Origin of the sequence: Sporomusa malonica (assembly GCF_900176355.1) — a bacterium.
Taxonomy (GTDB): Bacteria; Bacillota; Negativicutes; order Sporomusales; family Sporomusaceae; genus Sporomusa; species Sporomusa malonica.
The window spans coordinates 318,488-338,664 of the sequence record NZ_FWXI01000001.1; the positions used below are offsets into that span (position 1 = coordinate 318,488).

Below are 20,177 nucleotides of genomic sequence, written 5' to 3' on the forward strand. Positions count from 1 at the left end.
AAGAGTGAATGAGGGACAGAGTGGAATGTATATTCCATCTGTCCCTTTATGTTTTTAACCCTCTATACCACGGTAATTTATTGATAAGGGAGAGATCTATTGTGAAAGCACTTGAAGGAGTTCGGGTATTGGATTTAAGCCGGGTGTTGGCTGGTCCATACTGCACCATGATGTTAGCTGATTTCGGAGCAGATATTATAAAAATTGAACCACCGCAGGTAGGAGATGATTCCAGGGCATTTGGGCCTTTTATTGGTAAGGAGAGCGCTTACTTTATGAGTCTGAACAGAAATAAACGCTCTATTACCTTGAATTTTAAACGTAAGGAAGAGTGTGATCTATTTAAAGAATTAGTAAAACATGCTGATGTAGTTGTGGAGAATTATCGGCCTGGCACTATGGAAAAATTTGGGCTTGGTTATGAAGAACTAAAAAAGATTAATCCCAAGCTGATCTATGCTGCATGTTCTGGTTTTGGCCATACCGGGCCTTACCGTGATAAGCCTGCCTATGATATCATCGTACAAGCCATGGGGGGAATTATGAGCATTACCGGTGCAGAAAACGGGGAGCCCACTCGTATTGGCGCCTCAGTAGGTGATGTTATTGCCGGTATGTTTACCGCATATGGCGTTATGCTTGCCATGTATCACCGGGAACGGACAGGCGAAGGGCAAAAAGTCGATGTTGGTATGCTGGATTGTCAGTTGGCTATATTGGAAAATGCCATAGCCCGTTATGTTACATCTGGCGTGGTACCCGGACCGTTAGGCAACCGTCATCCTTCTATTACGCCTTTCGCATCCTATACCGCCGAGGACGGTTTTATTATTGTCGGCGCTGGTAATGATCGCCTGTGGGAGCGTCTGTGTAATATTCTAGGCCGTTCAGATCTAATAAAAGATGCCCGCTTTGATACTAATTCTAATCGTACCGCTAATGCCAAAGAATTGGGTAACATCCTCAATGAAATCTTTAAGGTTAAGACAATTAATGAGTGGCTTGAGATTCTAGAGGAGGCAGGGTTGCCTTGCGCCCCGATAAACACCATTGATAAGATCGTCAATGACCCTCATATTAAGGCCAGAGAGATGATTGTAGAAGTAGAACATCCGGTAGCAGGCAGTCTTAAAATGCCTGGCGTACCTGTTAAAATGTCAGCTACTCCCGGATCTGTCGAAACCCATGCGCCGCTCTTAGGGCAGCATACCAGTGAAATATTACAGGAAATACTCGGTTGGGATCAAGCTCAAGTTGATGAATTTTTTAACAACAAAAGCTGATTAGCTGCCAGATGACAAGGAATTCAAAAGCTCCCGGATTACTCGGGAGCTTTTTGATTATTAAAAAACACATATTGTCATATTTCCACAAGCATGACATAATTAGGTAAACTAGCCACGAGGTGATCGGTATTGAGTACAAAATATAAACTGGCCGCAGGTTATGTTTTAATTGTTGTTGTGGTTCTAATCTCGGGCTTACTTAGTTATGGTGATTTCGTAGAACTTGAGCAGAATGTTGATCAAATCCAAGTAAATCATATGCCGAGTGTGGAGGCATTGGGCCGGATGAGTATTACGGCCTCTGCGATTCAACGCCTGTTATATGACCTGACAACTGAGCAGGATAGCCTGAAAATTGAAGAAGCACGCCGAAAATCACTGGATATTATGACTGAAGTCAATTCCCGGCATATGATTTATAGTTTACGATATATCAGTAGTTTGGAAGAACAGAGACTGTTTGATGAGGTTAAAAAAGCCTGGGATAAATTTTTACCTGAAGCAAAAGCAATAGCATCAGATCCCTGGTCGGCAGCACGCTGGAACGATTCGACGCAGTTGAGCCAGTTGATGGGGTATTGGCAGCAAATTGATGAGAAGATCATGTCCCTTATTGAATACAATGCCGCAGAGTCTAACAAAGCCACTAAGGATTCGGCAGAATTGGTAAGAGCAGTCAAGGGAAAATATTTGGCCGGTGCATCAGTTGTTATTATACTCATATTAATTATCTGGATTGTAACCTCCAGAATTATTACCCGGTCAGAAGAGCGGTTGTACAGGTATGCGTATTATGATAGCTTGACAGGTCTCCCGAACGCTAGCCACTTCAGTGAAAACGTGTCTGTTGCATTGGCCAAGAAAGAATTGGTTAGGGGCGGATTATTCTATATTGATCTTGATAACTTTAAACTTATTAATGATTCGTATGGCCATGACTGGGGTAATTTAGTCCTGATTGCCCTGGTAAAGCGGGTTGAACAGGTTATGCCGCCGAACGGGATTTTTGCTCGCTTAGGCGGTGATGAATTTGCGATATCGCTGCCAGGCGTTTCTCAGGAAGAGGCGGTTGCATTTGCTAAAAAGATTGTAGCTGTGATGCACGAACCTTTTGAAATTAAAAATACCTTGTTTTTTACTACGACAAGCATTGGGGTTGTGTTATATCCTGAACATGGCAGGGATGTTGCCGGATTGCTGCGTAAGGCAGATATGGCTATGTACCGGGCTAAAGAATCAGGAAAGAACAGTTTTTGTCTGTTCGACAGCTTTATGGAGGCCGTGGTCATGGAGAGACTCGCGATAGAGAGCGGTCTTAGGCAGGCGCTTGTCAATAATGAACTGGCGCTGCACTATCAGCCAATTATTAATTTGGCAGATAACCAGGTCACAGGATTTGAGGCATTGCTCCGCTGGAATAGTAAGGACCTTGGTTCTGTGCCACCGCTAAAGTTTATTCCGGTAGCTGAAAGTACCGGAATGATTATTCCTATTGGTGAATGGGTCATAAGGCAGGCGTGCGGGTTTATTAAGAAATTGCATGAGGCCGGCTATGCGGATTTGAAGATTGCAGTAAACATTTCGGTTAACCAGTTGGTTGTGGGCAACGTAATTGAGAATGTTAAAGAAACTCTGCAGGAGTTTCAGCTTGAACCCTGGCTCTTGGAGCTGGAGATAACCGAATCCATTTTAATGGAGTCCTCGGGAACAAGCCTCAAACAGCTTGACGAGCTTGCCACCATGGGTGTAAGTCTGGCGTTAGATGATTTTGGCACTGGGTATTCCTCGCTGACGTATTTGCGGCAATTGCCTATCTGTACACTAAAGTTGGATAAAACTTTCGTAGATAATCTGCCGCAAGTGAATAATACCGCGACTAGGGCCATTGTTGAAGGTATTATTACCATGGCTCATAAGCTTGGGCTGATTGTTGTTGCCGAAGGTGTTGAAACAGGGGAGCAACTGAGTTATCTGTATCACCATAGCTGTGATTTTGCTCAGGGCTATTACATTAGCAGGCCTATACCGGAGAATGAGGTTAATGTTTGGCTTATCAATCGAAAATTTCTGAATAATAACGCTTGCCAAAATAGTGAACTTATGTTATTATCTAAGTAAGCACCATCCTTATAGCGCCGTAGATTCAACCCAGTGCAGTAGGTAGGAAACTTTCCGTTTTCCGTTTGTTGCAAATAGGTTCGTTAATCTGGCAGGGTAGTGTTTTTTGTTTACCCAAAAAGTATTTAAACCGCGTTTGTTCCATCCAAGGTACGTGAATTGCAGGTGTACGAATAATTATCCAGTTTCGGGAAGTAAGTGGTGTAAATCTGGTAAGTATCGTGTGTCATGAATGCTATAGGGATGGGCGCTCTGGTTAAGAGGGGAAGGCTTTAGGAGCCTTCCCCTCTATTATTGTATCTTTAATATCCTAATTCTTCGCCAACCACCCAGACATGAATATCTGATGCCGGCGGACGCTTGTGAATGATGGTAGTAACATTGCAAAGCCGCGTTGGGCCTTGGCAATCCACACAGTAACCGGTTTTTACACAGGGATTAGGGCGATTTAGGCGTTTGTTGTTAAGTGGTGCTGCTGTCGTCCGGATACGCTCTTGTGCCTCATTCAGGGTATCTACAATTTTGTTAACGCCTGCAAGAATAATAACCTTTTTGGGGCCAAATATCATTGCCGCAACCCTGTTTCCGGTCGCATCGGTATTGACTAGGCGGCCATCTTCTGTGATCGCATTGGTGCTTGTCAAAAACACGTCGCAGGTAAGCTGCTTACGGCGTATGTCCAATACTTCCTCTGGGCTTAAGCCGGGTTTATGATGGCAAAAAACCGTATTCCCACGTGCCTCTAACTTTTCAACTAACTCAAGCTGAATCAATGTCCAAGAACCACCAATCCCAACCGTTGCATTTGCTGGAATTGCGGAAAAGAGTTGTTCCAAAGCCTCTTGAGCAGTCTGAAAATACGCAGAAGCGAATCTGTTTTTTTGTAAAGCCTCAACTGTTTTTAAGGCAAGTGTCTCATTATGCATCTTGTATTCCTCCCTAAATATAGCGATATTTATTGGTGTTCTGTAGTTGTTGATATGTTTAATGTATCATGGTATGATAATATTTGTAAAATTAATTGTAAAAATATATACTATATAAAATTTTTATCGAGAGGATTGTCATGGAATTTAGGCAACTACAATCACTGATTGCTATAACGAAAAAGGGCAGCTTTGCACAGGCGGCAGAGTTTTTGGGTTATACACAGCCTACCCTAACAACCCATATTCAATCCTTAGAAAAAGAGCTAAATGTCAAATTATTTGATCGTCTTGGTCATCGCGTCCGCTTAACCCGAGAGGGAGAATGTTTTCTAGGATATGCAGAACGAATCCTCAAACTTACCGAAGAAGCTGCCGACGCAGTATCTGCCGAAAAAACGCCATATAGCAAAATTATCATTGGGGCAAGTGAAACTTTTTCGGTGGTTCGACTTCCTGGATTACTCAAGGAGTTTCGCCAAGAGCATCCAAGTATTCATATTGAATTAAATTTTGGTGATATTGCTAAGTTTCATGATGACTTAAAAAATAATGTCATCGATATAGCGTTTATTTTTTCGGGTAAAGTCCCATACCCTGATCTCACTGCAGAAATACTATGCCCAGAGACTATGGTATTTATCGCTTCTCCTGAGCATTCTTTGGCACAACAGACTGAGATTGAGGTATCAGATTTTGCGATAGAAGATTTCATTGTACCTCAAGCAGGGTGTGCTTATAGAGCATTCATTGATGATTTATTAAACAGTAACAATATACTGCCCAGGTCATTTATGAAAGTGAAAAATATTGAGGCAATTAAGCAGTTTGTAATAAGTGGACTGGGTCTTGCTATTTTGCCAAGGATTTATGTAGAAAAAGAATTAGCGAATAATCTTTTGATTGAGCTGCCTTGGCCGAACCCCAATGGTGGGATGTATACCCAAATTATTTACCATAAAGACAAATGGCTATCTCCAACATTAGAAAATTTTCTACAGTCAACTCGACGTAAGTTTGCCGACAAGAACTGAAAGCCGCTAAACTCTCGAAGGAGGTTAGCGGCTTTCAGAGATGGTTTTTCAAGATGAATATTCTAGAGCTGGTGGCAATTTGCCGTTAGTCTACTATTTGTGAATATCATTAAGGGAAACCCCTGGTGCTTTGTAGCGTCTAAAATACTTTGTATGCGATAGGCCGGCCAGCAACGCCGCAACAGGCTTTATTCGCAGAACATGGTGCAGTATCCAGCACACAAGCGCTACACTGATAAGTGTATAGAGATATTGTACCGCGAACTGGATTATTCCGGGTGGATTTGTCATTAATACATAACCAATCTTACCAGTTATCCAAGTAGTTACTGGGAATGAGAGCACATAAGAAAAGAGAAAGACTGTTAGCGGACTAACCTGAATTGCTTTTTGCGGACAATAATTCATACAGGCCATACAACTGTCGCATGAATATGTCCAATGTGGTTTATTGCCTAGCATTTTTATCGATTGTTTTGGACAGATTTTTTGGCACAACCTACAGCCGTTACATGTGTTTGAGGCAAAGAAGAGCTTAGATAAAACTAATTGCGCAATAATTAAATACATAAAAGAGATACGTGCTAGCAAAATTCCAAGGATAAGAGGAATAAAACCACTGTAAAATGAATGCCCTGATAATACTGTATTGGCAATCCTTGTTACTTTTGCTTCCCCTTTAGCTGATATAACCCGGACATTCTCATCAGTTAAACCCCAGTGAACGGCTGTCCAATTAGAGGGCATATCAACAGCCGCTACTCCTTTTACTTTGTATCCTCTCAACAAGAGGAGTAGAGCAATAAGATATCCTGCCGTTCCCTCCATTCCCGGTAATGACAAGCCAAGTATTCTTGTACCCGCCCGCGTCGGCAGCAGTACTACATGAGTACCGTTGCCTTTTGGCAGCCGAAATATATGCTTCATCATTAACCAAGGAGCCGTAAATCCATGGGTAGGGTAACTGAAAACTAATAAATTATTTTCTCCGATACGAAAGTCTGCTGGTTTTTCTCTTACTTGATAAAGCTCGGTTTTAACTTTATCAACAGACGCTAAAAACCAGTTTGCAACTTTATAAGAGTTGCCTGTTCCTGTCATAAAGAATGCAATTATTTTAGTGTACAAGCTACTCACCTCGCTATTATTATATAATAATTCAGCAATCGTTGTTATAATGTTTTACCAGATAATAACAAATCATATACTCTTTAAGACAAAAATCCCAAGGAATTTCGTTAGAGGTAAGAGAACTGTAATTGTCGAATTATATTTATTGAAATATTCTATGAGGCAGTTAGTAAAAACTAAGCTTCCTTAAAGAAGGATGAGGAACAACCACTCTAAAATGAAAAGAGGAGAAACAATGAAAAGATCAATCAGTATACTCATTATCTCGATGCTGCTGCTTGGTTTAGCAGGTTGCGCCAGCAACAAGCAGGAAAGCTCAGGGCAAAAACAGGTTCAACTACAGAATATTAATCTTGGGCTTATGCCTGATGTAGATTCTATTCCTTTTATCATCGCACAAGAGAAGGGATATTTTAAAGAAGAAGGTTTAACAGTAACCCTGAAACATTTTAAAAGTGCTATGGAGCGCGACAGTGCGCTTCAAAGCGGCAACTTGGACGGAGCTGTCTCTGATATGTTGGCCGAGGCCTTTGCCAAGGCTGGCGGATTTGATACGGTTATTACCTCTTTGACAACTGGAAGCTATAAGCTGGTTGTGAACAAAGATGAGAAAGCCGCATCAATCCAGGACTTGAAGGGCAAAGATGTGGCGATTTCTAAGAATACGATTATTGACTATGTAACAGATAAAGTTGTGACCGAGGGTGGCTTAACCTCTGCCGATATCAATAAAGTTGTTATCCCTCAGATTCCGGCCCGCTTGGAAATGCTGCAAAACGGCAAGATTGCCGCAGCAACTTTGCCAGACCCTTTGGCAACAATTGCTGTTAAAAATGGCGCAAAGGTGATAAAGACTTCAGAACAATTGGGGCTAAACCCGGGAGTTTTGCTATTTACTACCAAGGCTGTGAAAGAAAAAGAGAAAGAAATTCAGGCCATGTATCGAGCTTATAGCAAAGCGGTTGATTATTTATCGCGCGAGCCAATGGACAATTATATTGACCTGCTAATCGAAAAAGGCGGTTTTCCTAAAGACGTTAAAGGGGTGCTAGTGCTGCCACAATATAAAAAAGCGGCAGCACCTCAGCAAAAAGATGTTGATGATGTTGTAGCCTGGCTCCAGGCAAGACAGCTGATTCAGAAGAAGTATTTGTATACAGACTTGGTCGATACCCGGTTTGTAAGATAGCTAGTTATGATTCGAATTAAAGATTTGACCATGACTTACGAATCTGGAGGGGCCTGCTACGATGCTCTCAGAGATATTAGCCTGGAGCTTTCCGCAGGAGAAACCTGTGCGATCATTGGCCCTTCAGGCTGCGGTAAATCAACACTGTTAAAAATACTGGCCGGAATTATTACAGACTTTGACGGAACTGTTGAAATTAATGGGCAGCCTGTTATGCCCAAACAGCAAATCATTGGCTTTATTCCTCAAAATTACGGTCTGCTGCCATGGAAGAATGTATATGAAAACATTCGCCTAGGCGTAAAGATAAAGCATAAGAAGCATCATGAGCAAGAAGAACACTTAGCTTCGATGGTTCAACTGCTGGGTCTAGGTGGTTTGGAATACCGGTTTCCAGGGGAGTTAAGCGGTGGTCAGCAGCAACGGGTTGCTTTGGCTCGAGCCTTTCTTTTAAAGCCTGATTTGCTATTGATGGATGAACCATTTTCCGCCTTGGACGCAATGACCAGGGAGGAGATACAGAATGTATTTTTAAGTGTTTGGAGAAAACATTCGGTTTCAACCATCCTCGTCACCCATCATATGGAGGAGGCCGTTTATTTAGGCCGGAAAATTGTAATTCTATCTGCTGCTCCTGGGAAGGTCAGTAAAATAGTGGACAATCCTCTATTCGGAGTAGATGATGTTCGAAATCATAAGGATTTTTTTCAGCTATGTGTAGAGCTGCGCAAGATGATAAAAGAGGATTGGTCAATGTGAAAGAAAAAGGCCCGGGAGTTTGGTATATTTATGGTATATTAATTTTTCTAGCCCTGTGGCAGGTTATTTCCAGCTGGGTCCAGCTGCCGATTATTCCGCCTCCTGGGAAGGTAATGGAAAACTTAATAGCCATCTTTATGTCTCAAATCGCTATTCATGGTTTTTACAGTTTGTGGCGCATTATTGCTGGGGTTTTTCTGGCAGTGGTTGTTGGTATTCCGCTCGGCCTCTGCATGGGTTACTTTCCAGGTTGGGACAGGCTGTTATCCCCAATCGTTTATCTGACTTACCCAATTCCTAAAATTGCTCTTTTACCTGTGATGATGCTGCTTTTTGGTTTGGGAGAGCTGTCAAAGATACTGATGATATTCCTGATTGTTGTTTTTCAAGTCATCATTGCCGTACGGGATGGGGTTAAGGGGATTCCCAAGGAAACCTATTACCCCTTATACTCGCTGGGGGCCGGTTTCTTGGACGTATTTAGGGAAATCCTTATTCCGGGCTCGATGCCGAAGTTCTTAACATCGCTGCGGGTGGCTATGGCCACGGCTGTATCTGTACTGTTCTTTACCGAAACCTTTGGGACAAAATACGGCATGGGGTTTTTTATCATGGACGCATGGATGCGGGTGAACTATCTGGAGATGTATTCTGGTATTGTGGTTTTAAGTAATATAGGGCTGATCTTATTTGGCGCCATTGATTATCTCGAACGAAAAAAATGTAGCTGGCAGTATAAATGACATGAAAATCGGGTCAAACTCTCATATTTGAATTGCCTTTGGTGAAAAATTGATCATCTGAAAAACAGAAAGACTGAGTAATCTTCGACTACTCAGTCTTTCTGCAAGTTCAATAAAGCGAAATGGGGAGTCGAGACAAAATGTTCAATGCCTATTTGTTTGCCGGCGTAGCAATGCTGTTTTGGGCTATTGCTCCGATCTTTGGGAAATTAGGGTTAAATGGTATACAACCGCTAGCTGCACTGACTATTCGCAGCCTAGTGATTAGTGCAATTCTATTAATAGCAGTGACTGCAGCAGGGCAATGGGGAAGTGTCACATCAGTAACCACAAAAAACGCTGTATACATTGCGCTTGAAGGCATCTGTGCAGCGCTATTAGGACAACTGGCATATTATTACGCATTAAAGTTTGGGGAAGTAGGTCGTGTATCACCGATCGTAGCAGCATTCCCCCTAGTTGCCCTGTTATTCGCGATCCTATTTTTGGGAGAAAAGCTGACATTGTACAAAGTTGTTGCAGCCCTTCTCATTGTTGCAGGAATAGCTCTGCTAAAATACTAGATAGGCCGGAAGTTTTGCCAATATCAAGAAATTCAGGGCTCGACATTAACAGGATTATTCTCAGATAACGGCGAATCTTCTGGCAAGTAGGAAACCATGTTTAGGAGTGACATTAATGACTTTGAACCCCAAAAATTGGTCTCTGCCAGATATTCCAATGCTAAAATCGTTTGGACAGCAGTTAACTGAGTTCAATCAGGCTTATACTGCAAAAAATATCTTCAATCAACTTGTTGAGCGTGTCCAAGATTTTGAAGCAAAGCTTGATCAAGAGCATGAGGTCGGTATGCGCCTCGTGAGTTTTGGCAAGTCAACTGAATTCAGTGTAGCTCGTATCGGTTATATGGACCCAAGCCTAATTTGGTTTCAGGGGACTTTGTCTGATGGATCTGATGTTGAACTTGTTCAGCATGTTAATCAAATTAGTTTTATGCTGATTAAAATTAAGCGCGAGTCGCCTCAGGAGCCTCGCTGTCCAATTGGCTTTTGTTCAAATCTGCCATTACAAGAGACACCGGATTCGGAGCTTGATGAGCCTATCAAGGTGCAGCCCATGGCAAAAGGCTAGTTATCCGATTGTGGCTAAAAAGTTATGTTAGCAGGAGGTTTGCACAATGACTAAAATATTGGCGCTGATAGGAAGCCCCAGAGCTAATGGTACAAACAGTCAGGTTGTAGATGAAATACTTCGAGGGGCGGCTTCGTGTGGGAACGTAGAAGTTCATAAAATTTTACTGCACCAACTCAAGATCGTACCCTGCCAGTCCTGTAACAGGTGCTTTAAAACCGGACGCTGCCATTTGCATGATGACATGGAGCTTATTTATGAAAGAATACTAGATATGGATGCATTTATTTTGGCTGCACCTATTTATTTTAACGGCATAAGCGGCCAGGCAAAACTGGCGATAGACCGCTGCCAACCTTTCTGGTCGGCAAAGTATGTCATGAAAACAGATGTGTTTGCCGGCAGGAAACGACCAGGCCTTTTTATAGCAACTGGTGGACAGCCACTTTATGACGGGCAGTTTATCGGTTCGCTGCATGTAGCGAAGCTGCTTTTCAAGATGATCGGTGTGAAGATGATTGGTGACCTTACTTTGCCTGACCTTGACGCAAGACCGTTAGCAGCGCGTCCTGACGACTTGGCGCAGGCCTTTGAATTTGGCCAGAAGTTAATGAGAGAGTGATTGCTGAATAGCTGTAAAAAATGACGACCTTTCGCACAGGTGCTGTGTGAAAGGTCGTCATTTCTTTATCTGCCAAATAAGCTGAGTGTTAAAAATGCCGTTATAAGAATAATTGCGCTAGATCGTCTCACTAACAATGGCAGACCAGTTCTTTCCTTTATATGCATTGTAACCACGTGTGCGGGCATAGCCATAAATTTTAGTATTGCCGCGAGCATCTTTTTCTATGGTGTATCCGTAAGTTTCACCACTCATAGCGCACTGCGATGCCTTAAGGGAACTTAAGTTATCCACTAAAATACCTTTTCGGCTGGGGCAGGCAATAACATAGCCGTCCTTATTAATGATCGCTATGTCTCCCTTATTGCCGATGCGCGCTGAATCCAGAATGTCGTAAATATATTCCCAATTAAAGCGGGAAGAAAAATAGCCTACAATCTGCCCGGCATCACTGCGGATCGGACAAGAATACGCAACAGTATGGCGATTTTCAACAGAAGAAAAATACAGATCTGTGACAGATATGGCATTTGCTGCCTTAACTTCCTGAAACCAGCCACGATCAGACATGTTTTTGCCAATAAGCTCGCGGTGTACACCGGCTGCTACGATTACACCTTCAGTATCAAATACATATAGATCAAAGTAGACTTCATAAATATCAACAAGTGTTTTTAGCAGGTTGTTAGCCTGCTCAATACGATCAGCGGCGGTAGAGCATAAGGCATTTTTTACTTGAGTAAAACCTGCCCAGGCCTGGGCATCACAATTGCGCTCAAAAAGGTTGCGGTCAATTTTGTCTATTGTATCATAAGCTACGTCAGCTGTTCGTGCGGCCATAACTTCATTGGCCTTTGATTGAATATTTTCGATGATTTTGGTGCTTTCTTTTGTTGTAGTGAAGCTGCGGGTAGCTAACTTTTTAATTTCTTCTGCTACAACGCTGAATCCCCGACCAGCTTCTCCGGCCCTTGCCGCTTCAATGGCTGAGTTTAAAGAGAGAAGGTTGGTTTGTTGTGCAATTTGCTGGATAGTGTTTATAACTTTGCTCATTTCATTGTTCGCATATTTAAGGTCACTTAGTAGGACTGATGCATCAATGATCTTATTGTTTTCGCTAGACATTTTTCCTCCTCATAAAACGCAAAAAAGGCATTCTGAATAACAGAAGGCCTCTTTGCCATACACAGATTCATTATAATAGGAATTTAGTATACTGGTCAAGCACTATAAATAATATTGTCTTAAAGGGAGTGACAATTGTAATTTTAATCATAAGTTTGCCGTTTCGGCAAGCTTATGATTAAAAACGCATTGACAATTTGATTATGTTAAAGTGTTTTACCAAGGATGATATCATAAGACATAATGACTCAAGTTGAATGCTTTTATCAACATTTTGCTTTGATAGAAAAGATATCGGTTTATGATGGGGGCAGATTAATTGTAAGTTTGCTTGATGGTACTGATATAGAGTGCGTAATTTAATAAAGGTAGAAAAAATCTGGTTGGGTGAAATCAGTCACCGTAACCGGATTGTGGCTTAGTGTGCGGTTATACTGTTCAATAACTTCCCCTGGCCTAGGGTAATGTATTTATTCATGAAGAATAGATGAATAATATTAACCATAACATTGAATAACATGAACTTTACTAAATTGTAATCTTTTTTTATAATGATAATAAGTAAAGACACAATTTTATATCAAATTATGAGAAGGAGGTGCTACTATGGCACAGAAAAAAACTATTTTAGATTTGTGCAAGATGAAAGCGACTGGCGAAAAAGCGGTATGGGTGACGGCTTATGACTGTTGTTTCGCAGCCTATGCAGAAAAAGCAGGTATGGACATGATCCTGGTTGGTGATTCAATGGGAATGGTCGTATATGGATATCAGGGAACCATTCCAGTAACGATGGATATGTGTATTAATCATTGTCAAGCTGTACGACGCGGTGCACCGAATACGTATATAATCGGCGATATGCCTTTTGGTTCATACCATGAGAGCGTAGGAGACGCAGTACACAATGCTATTCGTTTTGCAAAAGAAGCGGATGTTGACGCTATTAAATTGGAAGGCGGCGTTGCTGTAGCGGACGTAATAAAAGCGATTGCTCAAGCAGGTATCGTTGTTTTCGGTCACATTGGTTTAACACCTCAAAGTTCAGCTGCTATGGGCGGCTTCAGAGCGCAGGGGCGTACCGCTGACAGTGCACGGGGCGTTATTGAGGATGCTATCGCTGTTTATGAAGCAGGTGCACGTGCTGTATTGGTGGAAGGTGTTCCAGAAGAAGTATGTACCATCATTCATAAGACTCTTCCCATCCCGGTATATGGTATTGGTGCAGGTTCCGACACAGACGGACAAGTATTGGTTGTTGGCGATGCTTTAGGTATGTTTGAAGCTTTCAAGCCTAAGTTTGCAAAGAGATATGCGGATATAGCAAGTGTTGCAACAAAAGCTTTTGCCCAATTTATTAAAGAAACAAAAGAAGGATCATTTCCTGCATCTGAACATAAATACAGTATTTCAGGAGATTCTGCAGAGTTCAAAACATTATTTAAGGAAATGGAAGCCAAATTCAAAGGATAAAATTCACGCATATACGTTAAACGTCGTCGTTTTTTTAAGAAACAAAAATTTTGTTTACTTGTGTACTCATTAGTGTTACACGTTTATTATTTTATTATCTTCCAGGTATTTTAAAATATAATTTTGAAGCCTTGAGGCAGCAGGAGATAAAAGTTGCTTGTTTATTGAAGCTAGGCCGAGTATCCGGTATTCTTCCGGCTTAAAGATGTAGGCATCCACATTACTAATATGCAAATGTTTGATTGCCAGTTCCGGCATAATACTAATTCCAAATCCGCTTTCTACCATCGCAATAAGGGATTGGTCGTCTACGATATGGAATTGAGTAGTTACTGTTAGACCATGTTTGTTTATAAACTCTTTGGTTTCAGTATCATAACCTTCACGTTGGCGGACGATGTTTTGATTTTCCATATCTTTGCTGGTGATGTAGCCGGAATGTAGCGATTGAAATCCCTTTGGCACGATGCACAGCAACTGGTCTTTGTAGACGGGAGTTACCTGGAGAGAATCGGCGTGGGATATGGAAATAAACCCGATATCTACGGTGTTGGAGTGCAGCCAGGAGACAACATCATCATAACCGCCTTGAAATATATTAAGTTCGATCCTGGGATAGAGTTTTGAAAAAGAACGGATGATATCAGGAAGCCAACTCACGCAAACGCTGTTAATGGTGCCGATTCTTACAGTGCCTTTTTCCAGTCCATTTAATTGAGCTACTCGTTGATTGAGGTTTTCAACATCACTAAGAATTGTGCGAATATAAGGAAGCAGTTCTTCACCGCTGTTTGTCAAGTGGGCTCCGGTTTTACCTCGGATAAATAGGGGAAAGCCAATCGTGTTTTCCAACTTAGAGATCGAGTGGCTGATTGCCGATGGTGAGAGCTTTAATATCTCTGATGCGCGTAAAAAACTTTGGTGTTTAACGACAGCTTCAAAAATTTCATAATTTATTAATGACATAGTACTCTCCTTTTTACAGGTGAATCTCTTTCACTATAAAGGTCATAACAATTTATTTTATAGAAATATAGTATACTAAAATTAGCAAAAAAAACAATGGACTTTTACTCAAGTTACGTACAAAAGTGGCTCTATAGTCACAAATAGAAATAAGAGAGGAAGATGAAAATGAAAAAAAATCAAATTCACACAGACAAAGCGGGTAAAGCCGTAGGACCTTATTCACAAGCGATTGAGTACAATGGTATCATATATGTTTCTGGAGTTACTGCCATTGATCCTCAGACAGGCGTTCCATCTGGTACAGTTGAGGAGCAAGCAGAAAAGATTCTGACCATCATTGAGGCGATTCTTGAAGCAGCGGGTAGTTCTATGGATAACGTACTTAAGGCAACAATATTCCTCGACGATGTGAATGATTTTGCAAAAGTAAATGCAGTTTACGGGAAACATTTTAGAGAACCATATCCAGCACGCATCTGCGTGCAGGCAGCAAAAATACCATTCGGTGCATTGGTTGAAATAGATGCCGTTGCACATAAATAGCTAAGGGGGAAGAGATATGCTGAAATATTATGTAGCCGATGCATTTGCGGATAATATTTTCGAAGGAAATCCAGCGGGAGTATGCGTAATGGATGAATGGATTCCTATAGAAAAGATGGAGAAAATAGCAATAGAAAACAACCTGTCAGAAACAGCTTTTGCTGTAAAGGAAGGAGATACATATGGATTAAGATGGTTTACTCCTGGTGGAGAGATAGACCTTTGCGGTCATGCAACCCTTGCAACGGCTTATATTTTATTTAGGTTCGTCGAAACTGATACCAATGTACTCCATTTCAATACCCAAAAAATGAATCATCATTTGCTGGTTACCAAGAAGGATGATTTATATGAAATGGATTTTCCAACCATCATACCTGAAAAGTATCACTTGACCGATCTGATGGTTGATGCATTAGGTGCGGTTCCAATAGAGGTACTTAAGACTAGTAGGGATTTAATATTTATCTTTGATTCTGAGGATACTGTGAAGAATCTAACTCCAGATTTCTCAAAGATAAGGCAATTTCCAGAAGGTTTATCTGTGTATATAACCGCAAAAAGTGAGGAATTTGATTTTGTTGCTAGAGCATTTTGGCCAAAGCTAAATATTGATGAGGACCCTGTGTGTGGTACAATGTACTGTTCTCTTATTCCGTACTGGAGAGAAAGAAATGGACTTGATAAAATGGTCGCGAGACAGGTATCTAAGCGTGGTGGCACGGTTTACTGTGAGTTCTGTGGCGAAAGAGTGAAACTCAGTGGTAGAGCAGCTCTTTATGCCATTGGAAATATCTGTGTTGATGAAAAATAGATAATCGTAAATTTCTTTGAGAACGCGCATTCTGGCAATTTAAAAATGTCTAAAATGTAATACTGTAATGAATTTTAGCTGCGTACGTTACACTATCCGGAAGCGTTATCACTGTATGCTCAAAGGTAGCTAACCAGGCGGGAGCATATAGAGGAATTTTCGCCGGAAGTATGGTTATCATAATTTTTCTCATTCGCGATTATCGTACTAGCTCTCAGTATTTAACGAAGTATTAGATAGCGAGCGATTGATTGTGAGTTTGCTCGATGGTACAGATATCAAATGTAAAATTGAATAGTGATAAGCGAAGAGCAGATTGAGGTGACACCTTTATCGGCTCTTTTTATTATCCTGTGTCAATGTTCCTTAAAGTGAAGTGGATAAGGGGACAGATAAAATGCTTGATTGAATAGAAATAATTACTTGAAAAATACTGGAAAATTAATTATAATTAATAAAATTAAATATAAAACATTGCAAAGGAAGGAAGAGTGGTATGAATACTAATGATTTGAAAGTAATACAGCGGCTTATGGAACAAGCTCGAGCAACATGGGCAGAGCTAGGAACACTGCTTGGGCTATCGGCTCCTGCCGCCGCTGACAGGGTCCGTAAGTTGGAAGAGTTAGGAGTAATTAAAGGTTATGCCGCTTTAATAGACCCAGATGCAATCGGCTGTGGCTTAGCCGCTTTAATATCGGTAACTTTAGACCGACCTGAACAGAAGTTAGAGTTTTTGGAGACGGTTAATCGGTTGGCAGAAATACAGGAGTGTCATCATATCGCTGGTGCGGAGGACTATGTTCTGAAAGTACGGTGCGCAAGTACTCGCGACCTTGAACGATTAATCACGGAAGAGATAAAGTCTTTGCCAGGTACTCGAACTCGAACAACCGTAATTTTATCTACTGTTAAGGAGACTCCGATATTACCACTAAAAATCGAGAGAAGGTAGATATACTATGGAGTTGTATTTTTTTATTAAAGGTATAGTCTTAGGGTTTTCTATAGCCGCCCCAGTAGGGCCCATCGGAGTTCTTTGTATTCGGCGGACTCTGTCAAATGGGATGTTAAGTGGTTTTTTGTCAGGCTTAGGCACAGCAACTGCTGATGCTTTATACGGCTGCATAGCTGCTTTCGGCTTGACGGTTATTTCTACGTTTCTAGTAGATAACCAATCATATTTTCGTTTGATTGGAGGACTATTCTTGCTCTATTTGGGTTACACAACATTTAGATCAAATCCTCCGGAGTTAGCTGCTGCGGACGGGAGCGGCAAAGGGTTTTTAGGTGACTATGTATCTGCTTTATTTTTAACATTGACGAACCCAATGACTATAATATCATTTGCAGCTATTTTTGCCGGATTAGGAGTAGGGCAAACTGCTGGAAACTACATGCTGGCAGGCTTATTAGTTTTTGGGGTTTTTGTCGGTTCAATGCTTTGGTGGCTGATATTAAGCAGAATGGTAATTGTACTTCGTTCGAGATTTGACCAAAAACGGCTTAAATGGGTTAATCAGTTTTCAGGGATTATTATTGCTGCCTTTGGGATAATGAGTTTAATTATGGTTTAGTTAAAAAAAAAATCTGCCAAACAAGGTGTTTGTCGTTAAATATCGAAAAAATGATGTAAGTGGAATAATCGCAGGTCGAAAGTTTTAGGAGAAGAGGTATTTTTGTGCAAGCTTTGGCATTGTGGTTAGACAAAACCTTGAGCAGAATTTTACTTGCCTTGCTGATATTTGTATCAGGATTATTGTTTGCTGTCGGTTTTATCACAAATAAATTTGAGGCAAATATCTATGATTATCGCCGGCAAGAGCTTAAACGCATTGTCGAGGTTGCCCGGCATTCGATAGATCCTGTTATTATTCAGTACCGTGCTGGGCTATTATCCCGCCAGGCGGCGTTAGACAAAGTTAGGGACAATGTTCGTAGCATGACTTATAGCGATTTATTTGGAGCAAATTATGTATTTATGAGCTCTTACCAAGGTATTATGCTTGTACAGCCTTTTGAACCAAGTCTGGAAGGCAGTGATCAAAGTCAACTTAAAGATGCGTATGGCTTACCCATCATTACCTCGCTTATTGACACAGCGCGTCAAGGCGAGGGCTATGTTACCTACTACTATCATCCACCTGAACGCACCACCCAGCCTCAACAAAAGGTGTCTTATGTAGTGGGTATTCCCGAGCTTGAAGCTTATATCGGTACAGGTATGTACGTAGAAGACATTCAAAAAAGCTACAAAGCGTTTCAGCTAAACCTTCAAGGAATATTCTTGATCTTCTTTATGCTGATAATGGCGGCGCAATATACCCTGCTCCGGCCGATGTTTAGTAGCTATCAGTTGTTAATTCAGGCTTTTGACCGGCTAAGGAATAATCCGGATACAGCCCTGCTGCTTTCGCCCTTAATCTATCGTAAGGGTTCGGAAGCCGAACGGCTAGTTACCGGTTTTAATGCCTTGCTTGCCGACATGTGGGCGAAAAGCGCGGCCATGCAGCAGGCTCATGAGGAATTAACCCAAAGTCACGAAGAGTTAACAGCTGGCAATGAAGAGCTTATGGCTTTGTACACACAATTAACAGACGCTAATGAGTTACTCCGAAAGAGTGAAGAACGGTACCGCTTGGCGATGGAAGGAGTTAACGATGTTATCTATGATTGGGATTTGCGCAACAATAAAATAGAACTGTCAGCACGCTTAAATGATATACTGGGCTTGTCTGGTGTCGAGGGCGGGGACGGTTATACACAGTGGGCAGCAAGGATACACCCCGAGGATAAAGGCGTCAGGGAGCAGGCGATGCTCGATCATTTTGCCGGGAAAACTCCCTATTATGCTGCTGAATTTCGTGTTATGAGCCAGGCAGGAGAATACCTCTGGGTATTATCACGGGGAAAAGCTCTGTTTGATACAGCCGGCAGAGCAATCCGCATGGCAGGCTCTTTTACTGATATTAGTGAGCATAAAAAGCGAGAGGCAGAAATATGGAGATTGGCATACCGGGATCCACTAACCGGACTTGCTAACCGGCGGTTGTTAACCGAGCGGCTCAGGAGCGAGCTGGTAATGGCTCAAGGTGGTCAAGTCTGTGGCGCCATGCTCTATCTTGACCTGGACAATTTTAAGCTTGTTAACGATTCTTGCGGCCATCTGCAGGGAGACCAACTGCTTATTGAGGTTGCAGATATGCTTGGCAAGGTAGTTGACGAACACCACCTAGTAGCCCGTTTGGGTGGTGATGAATTTGTAGTACTATTGACAAATGTTTGCCAGACTGCAGATATTGTCCAGTATGCAGAAAAACTGCTTAAAGCCTTATCAAGAGAGGTTAATTTGTGCGCGCATTCTTTCTTTTTGTCGGTGAGCATTGGTATTGTATGTTATCCGCTTCATGGCGCTGAAGTTGACGAGATCCTAAAAAAAGCCGATACGGCACTTTACGCTGCTAAAAATGCGGGTAAGAATGGCTACCGCTTTTATGAAGCCTCCATGCAGGAAACACTGATTCATAAACTCAATATGGAGCGCAGTTTGCGGGCCGCAGTCAGTAATGAAGAGTTTTTGCTGTATTTTCAGCCGATAGTGTATTTGGAAACAGGACTGGTTTCCGGATTTGAGGCCTTATTACGATGGAATAATCCTCAACAAGGCTTGGTAGCACCGGGAGAATTTATTCCGCTGGTGGAAGAGTCGGGGCTTATTGTCCCCATTGGTAAATGGGTTATGCGGGCAGCCTGCGCTTTTGCCCGCAAGTTGACTAACATGGCTTATGCCGATACTTATGTTGCAGTTAATGTTTCGGTTAAACAACTTGCCAGTGAAGACTTTGTGCCGATGGTTAGGGCAGCTTTGCACGAGGCGGCTGTACCACCCACGATGTTAGAGCTTGAGATTACTGAAACAATCCTGATGAATTCAGAATGCCTTACTACCAATATCGCCAAACTGAAGGAGCTAAAAGATATGGGAGTCCGTATTGCCCTTGATGATTTTGGCACAGGCTATTCCTCATTAACTTATCTGAAACAATTGCCTATTGATGTTGTAAAGATCGATAAGGCATTTGTGGATGATTTGACTGAGGGGGGGAAAAATGGCCCGCTTATGGGTTCTATTATTGCTCTGGCACATAACTTGGGTCTCAAGGTAGTGGCCGAAGGTGTAGAGACCGAGGAGCAACGAAAATTGCTGAGGGAGTGGCAGTGCGATTCTATCCAAGGATATTTAATCAGCCGCCCTGTGCCGGAAGCCGAGGTGTTGAAGGTCTGCATGAAATCTAAGGATTCATAAAAACACCA

Annotated in this window: 19 protein-coding genes and 1 pseudogene; 15 read left to right on the forward strand and 5 right to left on the reverse strand. The window is 41.9% G+C overall.

The window, feature by feature from the left end; translation table 11 throughout:
• Positions 1 to 101 precede the first annotated feature (101 nt).
• Entirely contained in the window at positions 102 to 1,283 is a 1,182-nt protein-coding gene (locus tag B9A22_RS01440) for a CaiB/BaiF CoA transferase family protein (protein WP_084573812.1), read from the forward strand.
• A 132-nt stretch (positions 1,284 to 1,415) separates the two neighbouring features.
• Entirely contained in the window at positions 1,416 to 3,404 is a 1,989-nt protein-coding gene (locus B9A22_RS01445; protein WP_084573813.1) for an EAL domain-containing protein, read from the forward strand.
• Between the two features lie 302 nt (positions 3,405 to 3,706).
• Here the strand turns inward: B9A22_RS01445 and B9A22_RS01450 are convergent, their stop codons facing one another.
• Positions 3,707 to 4,330, reverse strand: a complete 624-nt coding sequence (locus B9A22_RS01450; protein ID WP_084573814.1) for a lactate utilization protein — start codon at positions 4,328 to 4,330, stop codon at positions 3,707 to 3,709.
• Between the two features lie 140 nt (positions 4,331 to 4,470).
• Between B9A22_RS01450 and B9A22_RS01455 the strand changes: the two genes are divergently transcribed.
• Positions 4,471 to 5,364, forward strand: coding sequence for a LysR family transcriptional regulator (locus B9A22_RS01455; protein ID WP_084573815.1), 894 nt, complete (start codon positions 4,471 to 4,473; stop codon positions 5,362 to 5,364).
• A gap of 93 nt (positions 5,365 to 5,457) precedes the next feature.
• On the opposite strand, the gene B9A22_RS01460 is transcribed toward B9A22_RS01455, so the two are convergent.
• Positions 5,458 to 6,501: an EFR1 family ferrodoxin gene (locus tag B9A22_RS01460; protein WP_245823745.1), complete on the reverse strand. Its 1,044-nt coding sequence runs from the start codon at positions 6,499 to 6,501 to the stop codon at positions 5,458 to 5,460.
• Between the two features lie 229 nt (positions 6,502 to 6,730).
• Here B9A22_RS01460 and B9A22_RS01465 point away from each other — a divergent pair, with 229 nt between their 5' ends.
• The 6 genes from B9A22_RS01465 (at position 6,731) to B9A22_RS01490 (ending at position 10,939) form a co-directional block, all read left to right on the forward strand.
• Positions 6,731 to 7,684, forward strand: coding sequence for an ABC transporter substrate-binding protein (locus tag B9A22_RS01465; protein ID WP_084573817.1), 954 nt, complete (start codon positions 6,731 to 6,733; stop codon positions 7,682 to 7,684).
• 6 nt (positions 7,685 to 7,690) lie between these two features.
• Positions 7,691 to 8,443 (forward strand): ABC transporter ATP-binding protein, encoded by a 753-nt coding sequence (locus B9A22_RS01470; protein WP_084573818.1) that lies wholly within the window; start codon positions 7,691 to 7,693, stop codon positions 8,441 to 8,443.
• Complete coding sequence (locus B9A22_RS01475) at positions 8,398 to 9,186, forward strand: ABC transporter permease (RefSeq protein WP_176215339.1); 789 nt, start codon at positions 8,398 to 8,400, stop codon at positions 9,184 to 9,186. The genes B9A22_RS01470 and B9A22_RS01475 overlap by 46 nt, the downstream gene beginning before the upstream one ends.
• Before the next feature lie 140 nt (positions 9,187 to 9,326).
• The gene (locus tag B9A22_RS01480; protein WP_084573820.1) at positions 9,327 to 9,749 is read left to right on the forward strand and encodes an EamA family transporter; all 423 of its coding nucleotides are present in this window, start codon (positions 9,327 to 9,329) and stop codon (positions 9,747 to 9,749) included.
• Between the two features lie 157 nt (positions 9,750 to 9,906).
• Positions 9,907 to 10,317, forward strand: coding sequence for a DUF6173 family protein (locus B9A22_RS01485; RefSeq protein WP_176215340.1), 411 nt, complete (start codon positions 9,907 to 9,909; stop codon positions 10,315 to 10,317).
• Positions 10,318 to 10,363: 46 nt separating this feature from the next.
• On the forward strand, positions 10,364 to 10,939 hold the full coding sequence (locus B9A22_RS01490) for a flavodoxin family protein (protein WP_084573821.1): 576 nt from the start codon (positions 10,364 to 10,366) through the stop codon (positions 10,937 to 10,939).
• Positions 10,940 to 11,056: 117 nt separating this feature from the next.
• Here the strand turns inward: B9A22_RS01490 and B9A22_RS01495 are convergent, their stop codons facing one another.
• Entirely contained in the window at positions 11,057 to 11,815 is a 759-nt protein-coding gene (locus B9A22_RS01495; protein ID WP_425441367.1) for a cache domain-containing protein, read from the reverse strand.
• Positions 11,792 to 12,064 (reverse strand): annotated as a pseudogene (locus tag B9A22_RS26525) (methyl-accepting chemotaxis protein); the annotation flags it as partial. The pseudogene B9A22_RS26525 and the gene B9A22_RS01495, both read right to left, overlap by 24 nt.
• A 606-nt stretch (positions 12,065 to 12,670) precedes the next feature.
• On the opposite strand from B9A22_RS26525, the gene panB reads away from it, so the two are divergent.
• Entirely contained in the window at positions 12,671 to 13,537 is an 867-nt protein-coding gene (gene panB / locus B9A22_RS01500; RefSeq protein WP_084573823.1) for a 3-methyl-2-oxobutanoate hydroxymethyltransferase, read from the forward strand.
• A gap of 75 nt (positions 13,538 to 13,612) precedes the next feature.
• On the opposite strand, the gene B9A22_RS01505 is transcribed toward panB, so the two are convergent.
• Positions 13,613 to 14,503, reverse strand: coding sequence for a LysR family transcriptional regulator (locus B9A22_RS01505; protein WP_084573824.1), 891 nt, complete (start codon positions 14,501 to 14,503; stop codon positions 13,613 to 13,615).
• Positions 14,504 to 14,671: 168 nt separating this feature from the next.
• Here B9A22_RS01505 and B9A22_RS01510 point away from each other — a divergent pair, with 168 nt between their 5' ends.
• The 5 genes from B9A22_RS01510 (at position 14,672) to B9A22_RS01530 (ending at position 20,169) form a co-directional block, all read left to right on the forward strand.
• Complete coding sequence (locus B9A22_RS01510) at positions 14,672 to 15,049, forward strand: Rid family detoxifying hydrolase (RefSeq protein WP_084573825.1); 378 nt, start codon at positions 14,672 to 14,674, stop codon at positions 15,047 to 15,049.
• A 16-nt stretch (positions 15,050 to 15,065) separates the two neighbouring features.
• Complete coding sequence (locus B9A22_RS01515) at positions 15,066 to 15,863, forward strand: PhzF family phenazine biosynthesis protein (RefSeq protein ID WP_139796119.1); 798 nt, start codon at positions 15,066 to 15,068, stop codon at positions 15,861 to 15,863.
• A 496-nt stretch (positions 15,864 to 16,359) separates the two neighbouring features.
• Positions 16,360 to 16,818 carry an Lrp/AsnC family transcriptional regulator gene (locus B9A22_RS01520; protein ID WP_084573826.1) on the forward strand — a complete coding sequence of 153 codons (459 nt, stop codon included), beginning with the start codon at positions 16,360 to 16,362 and terminating at the stop codon, positions 16,816 to 16,818.
• Positions 16,819 to 16,825: 7 nt separating this feature from the next.
• Complete coding sequence (locus B9A22_RS01525; RefSeq protein WP_084573827.1) at positions 16,826 to 17,440, forward strand: LysE family translocator; 615 nt, start codon at positions 16,826 to 16,828, stop codon at positions 17,438 to 17,440.
• Between the two features lie 137 nt (positions 17,441 to 17,577).
• The gene (locus tag B9A22_RS01530) at positions 17,578 to 20,169 is read left to right on the forward strand and encodes an EAL domain-containing protein (protein ID WP_176215341.1); all 2,592 of its coding nucleotides are present in this window, start codon (positions 17,578 to 17,580) and stop codon (positions 20,167 to 20,169) included.
• Positions 20,170 to 20,177: the final 8 nt, after the last annotated feature.

Bases quoted from the DNA above. Each gene is read 5' to 3' on its own strand.
- B9A22_RS01450 (WP_084573814.1), bottom strand. From the start codon at position 4,330: ATGCATAATGAGACACTTGCCTTAAAAACAGTTGAGGCTTTACAAAAA.
- B9A22_RS01455 (WP_084573815.1), top strand. From the start codon at position 4,471: ATGGAATTTAGGCAACTACAATCACTGATTGCTATAACGAAAAAGGGC.
- B9A22_RS01465 (WP_084573817.1), top strand. From the start codon at position 6,731: ATGAAAAGATCAATCAGTATACTCATTATCTCGATGCTGCTGCTTGGT.
- B9A22_RS01470 (WP_084573818.1), top strand. From the start codon at position 7,691: ATGATTCGAATTAAAGATTTGACCATGACTTACGAATCTGGAGGGGCC.
- B9A22_RS01475 (WP_176215339.1), top strand. From the start codon at position 8,398: ATGTGTAGAGCTGCGCAAGATGATAAAAGAGGATTGGTCAATGTGAAA.
- B9A22_RS01480 (WP_084573820.1), top strand. From the start codon at position 9,327: ATGTTCAATGCCTATTTGTTTGCCGGCGTAGCAATGCTGTTTTGGGCT.
- B9A22_RS01485 (WP_176215340.1), top strand. From the start codon at position 9,907: ATGCTAAAATCGTTTGGACAGCAGTTAACTGAGTTCAATCAGGCTTAT.
- B9A22_RS01490 (WP_084573821.1), top strand. From the start codon at position 10,364: ATGACTAAAATATTGGCGCTGATAGGAAGCCCCAGAGCTAATGGTACA.
- panB (WP_084573823.1), top strand. From the start codon at position 12,671: ATGGCACAGAAAAAAACTATTTTAGATTTGTGCAAGATGAAAGCGACT.
- B9A22_RS01505 (WP_084573824.1), bottom strand. From the start codon at position 14,503: ATGTCATTAATAAATTATGAAATTTTTGAAGCTGTCGTTAAACACCAA.
- B9A22_RS01510 (WP_084573825.1), top strand. From the start codon at position 14,672: ATGAAAAAAAATCAAATTCACACAGACAAAGCGGGTAAAGCCGTAGGA.
- B9A22_RS01515 (WP_139796119.1), top strand. From the start codon at position 15,066: ATGCTGAAATATTATGTAGCCGATGCATTTGCGGATAATATTTTCGAA.
- B9A22_RS01520 (WP_084573826.1), top strand. From the start codon at position 16,360: ATGAATACTAATGATTTGAAAGTAATACAGCGGCTTATGGAACAAGCT.
- B9A22_RS01525 (WP_084573827.1), top strand. From the start codon at position 16,826: ATGGAGTTGTATTTTTTTATTAAAGGTATAGTCTTAGGGTTTTCTATA.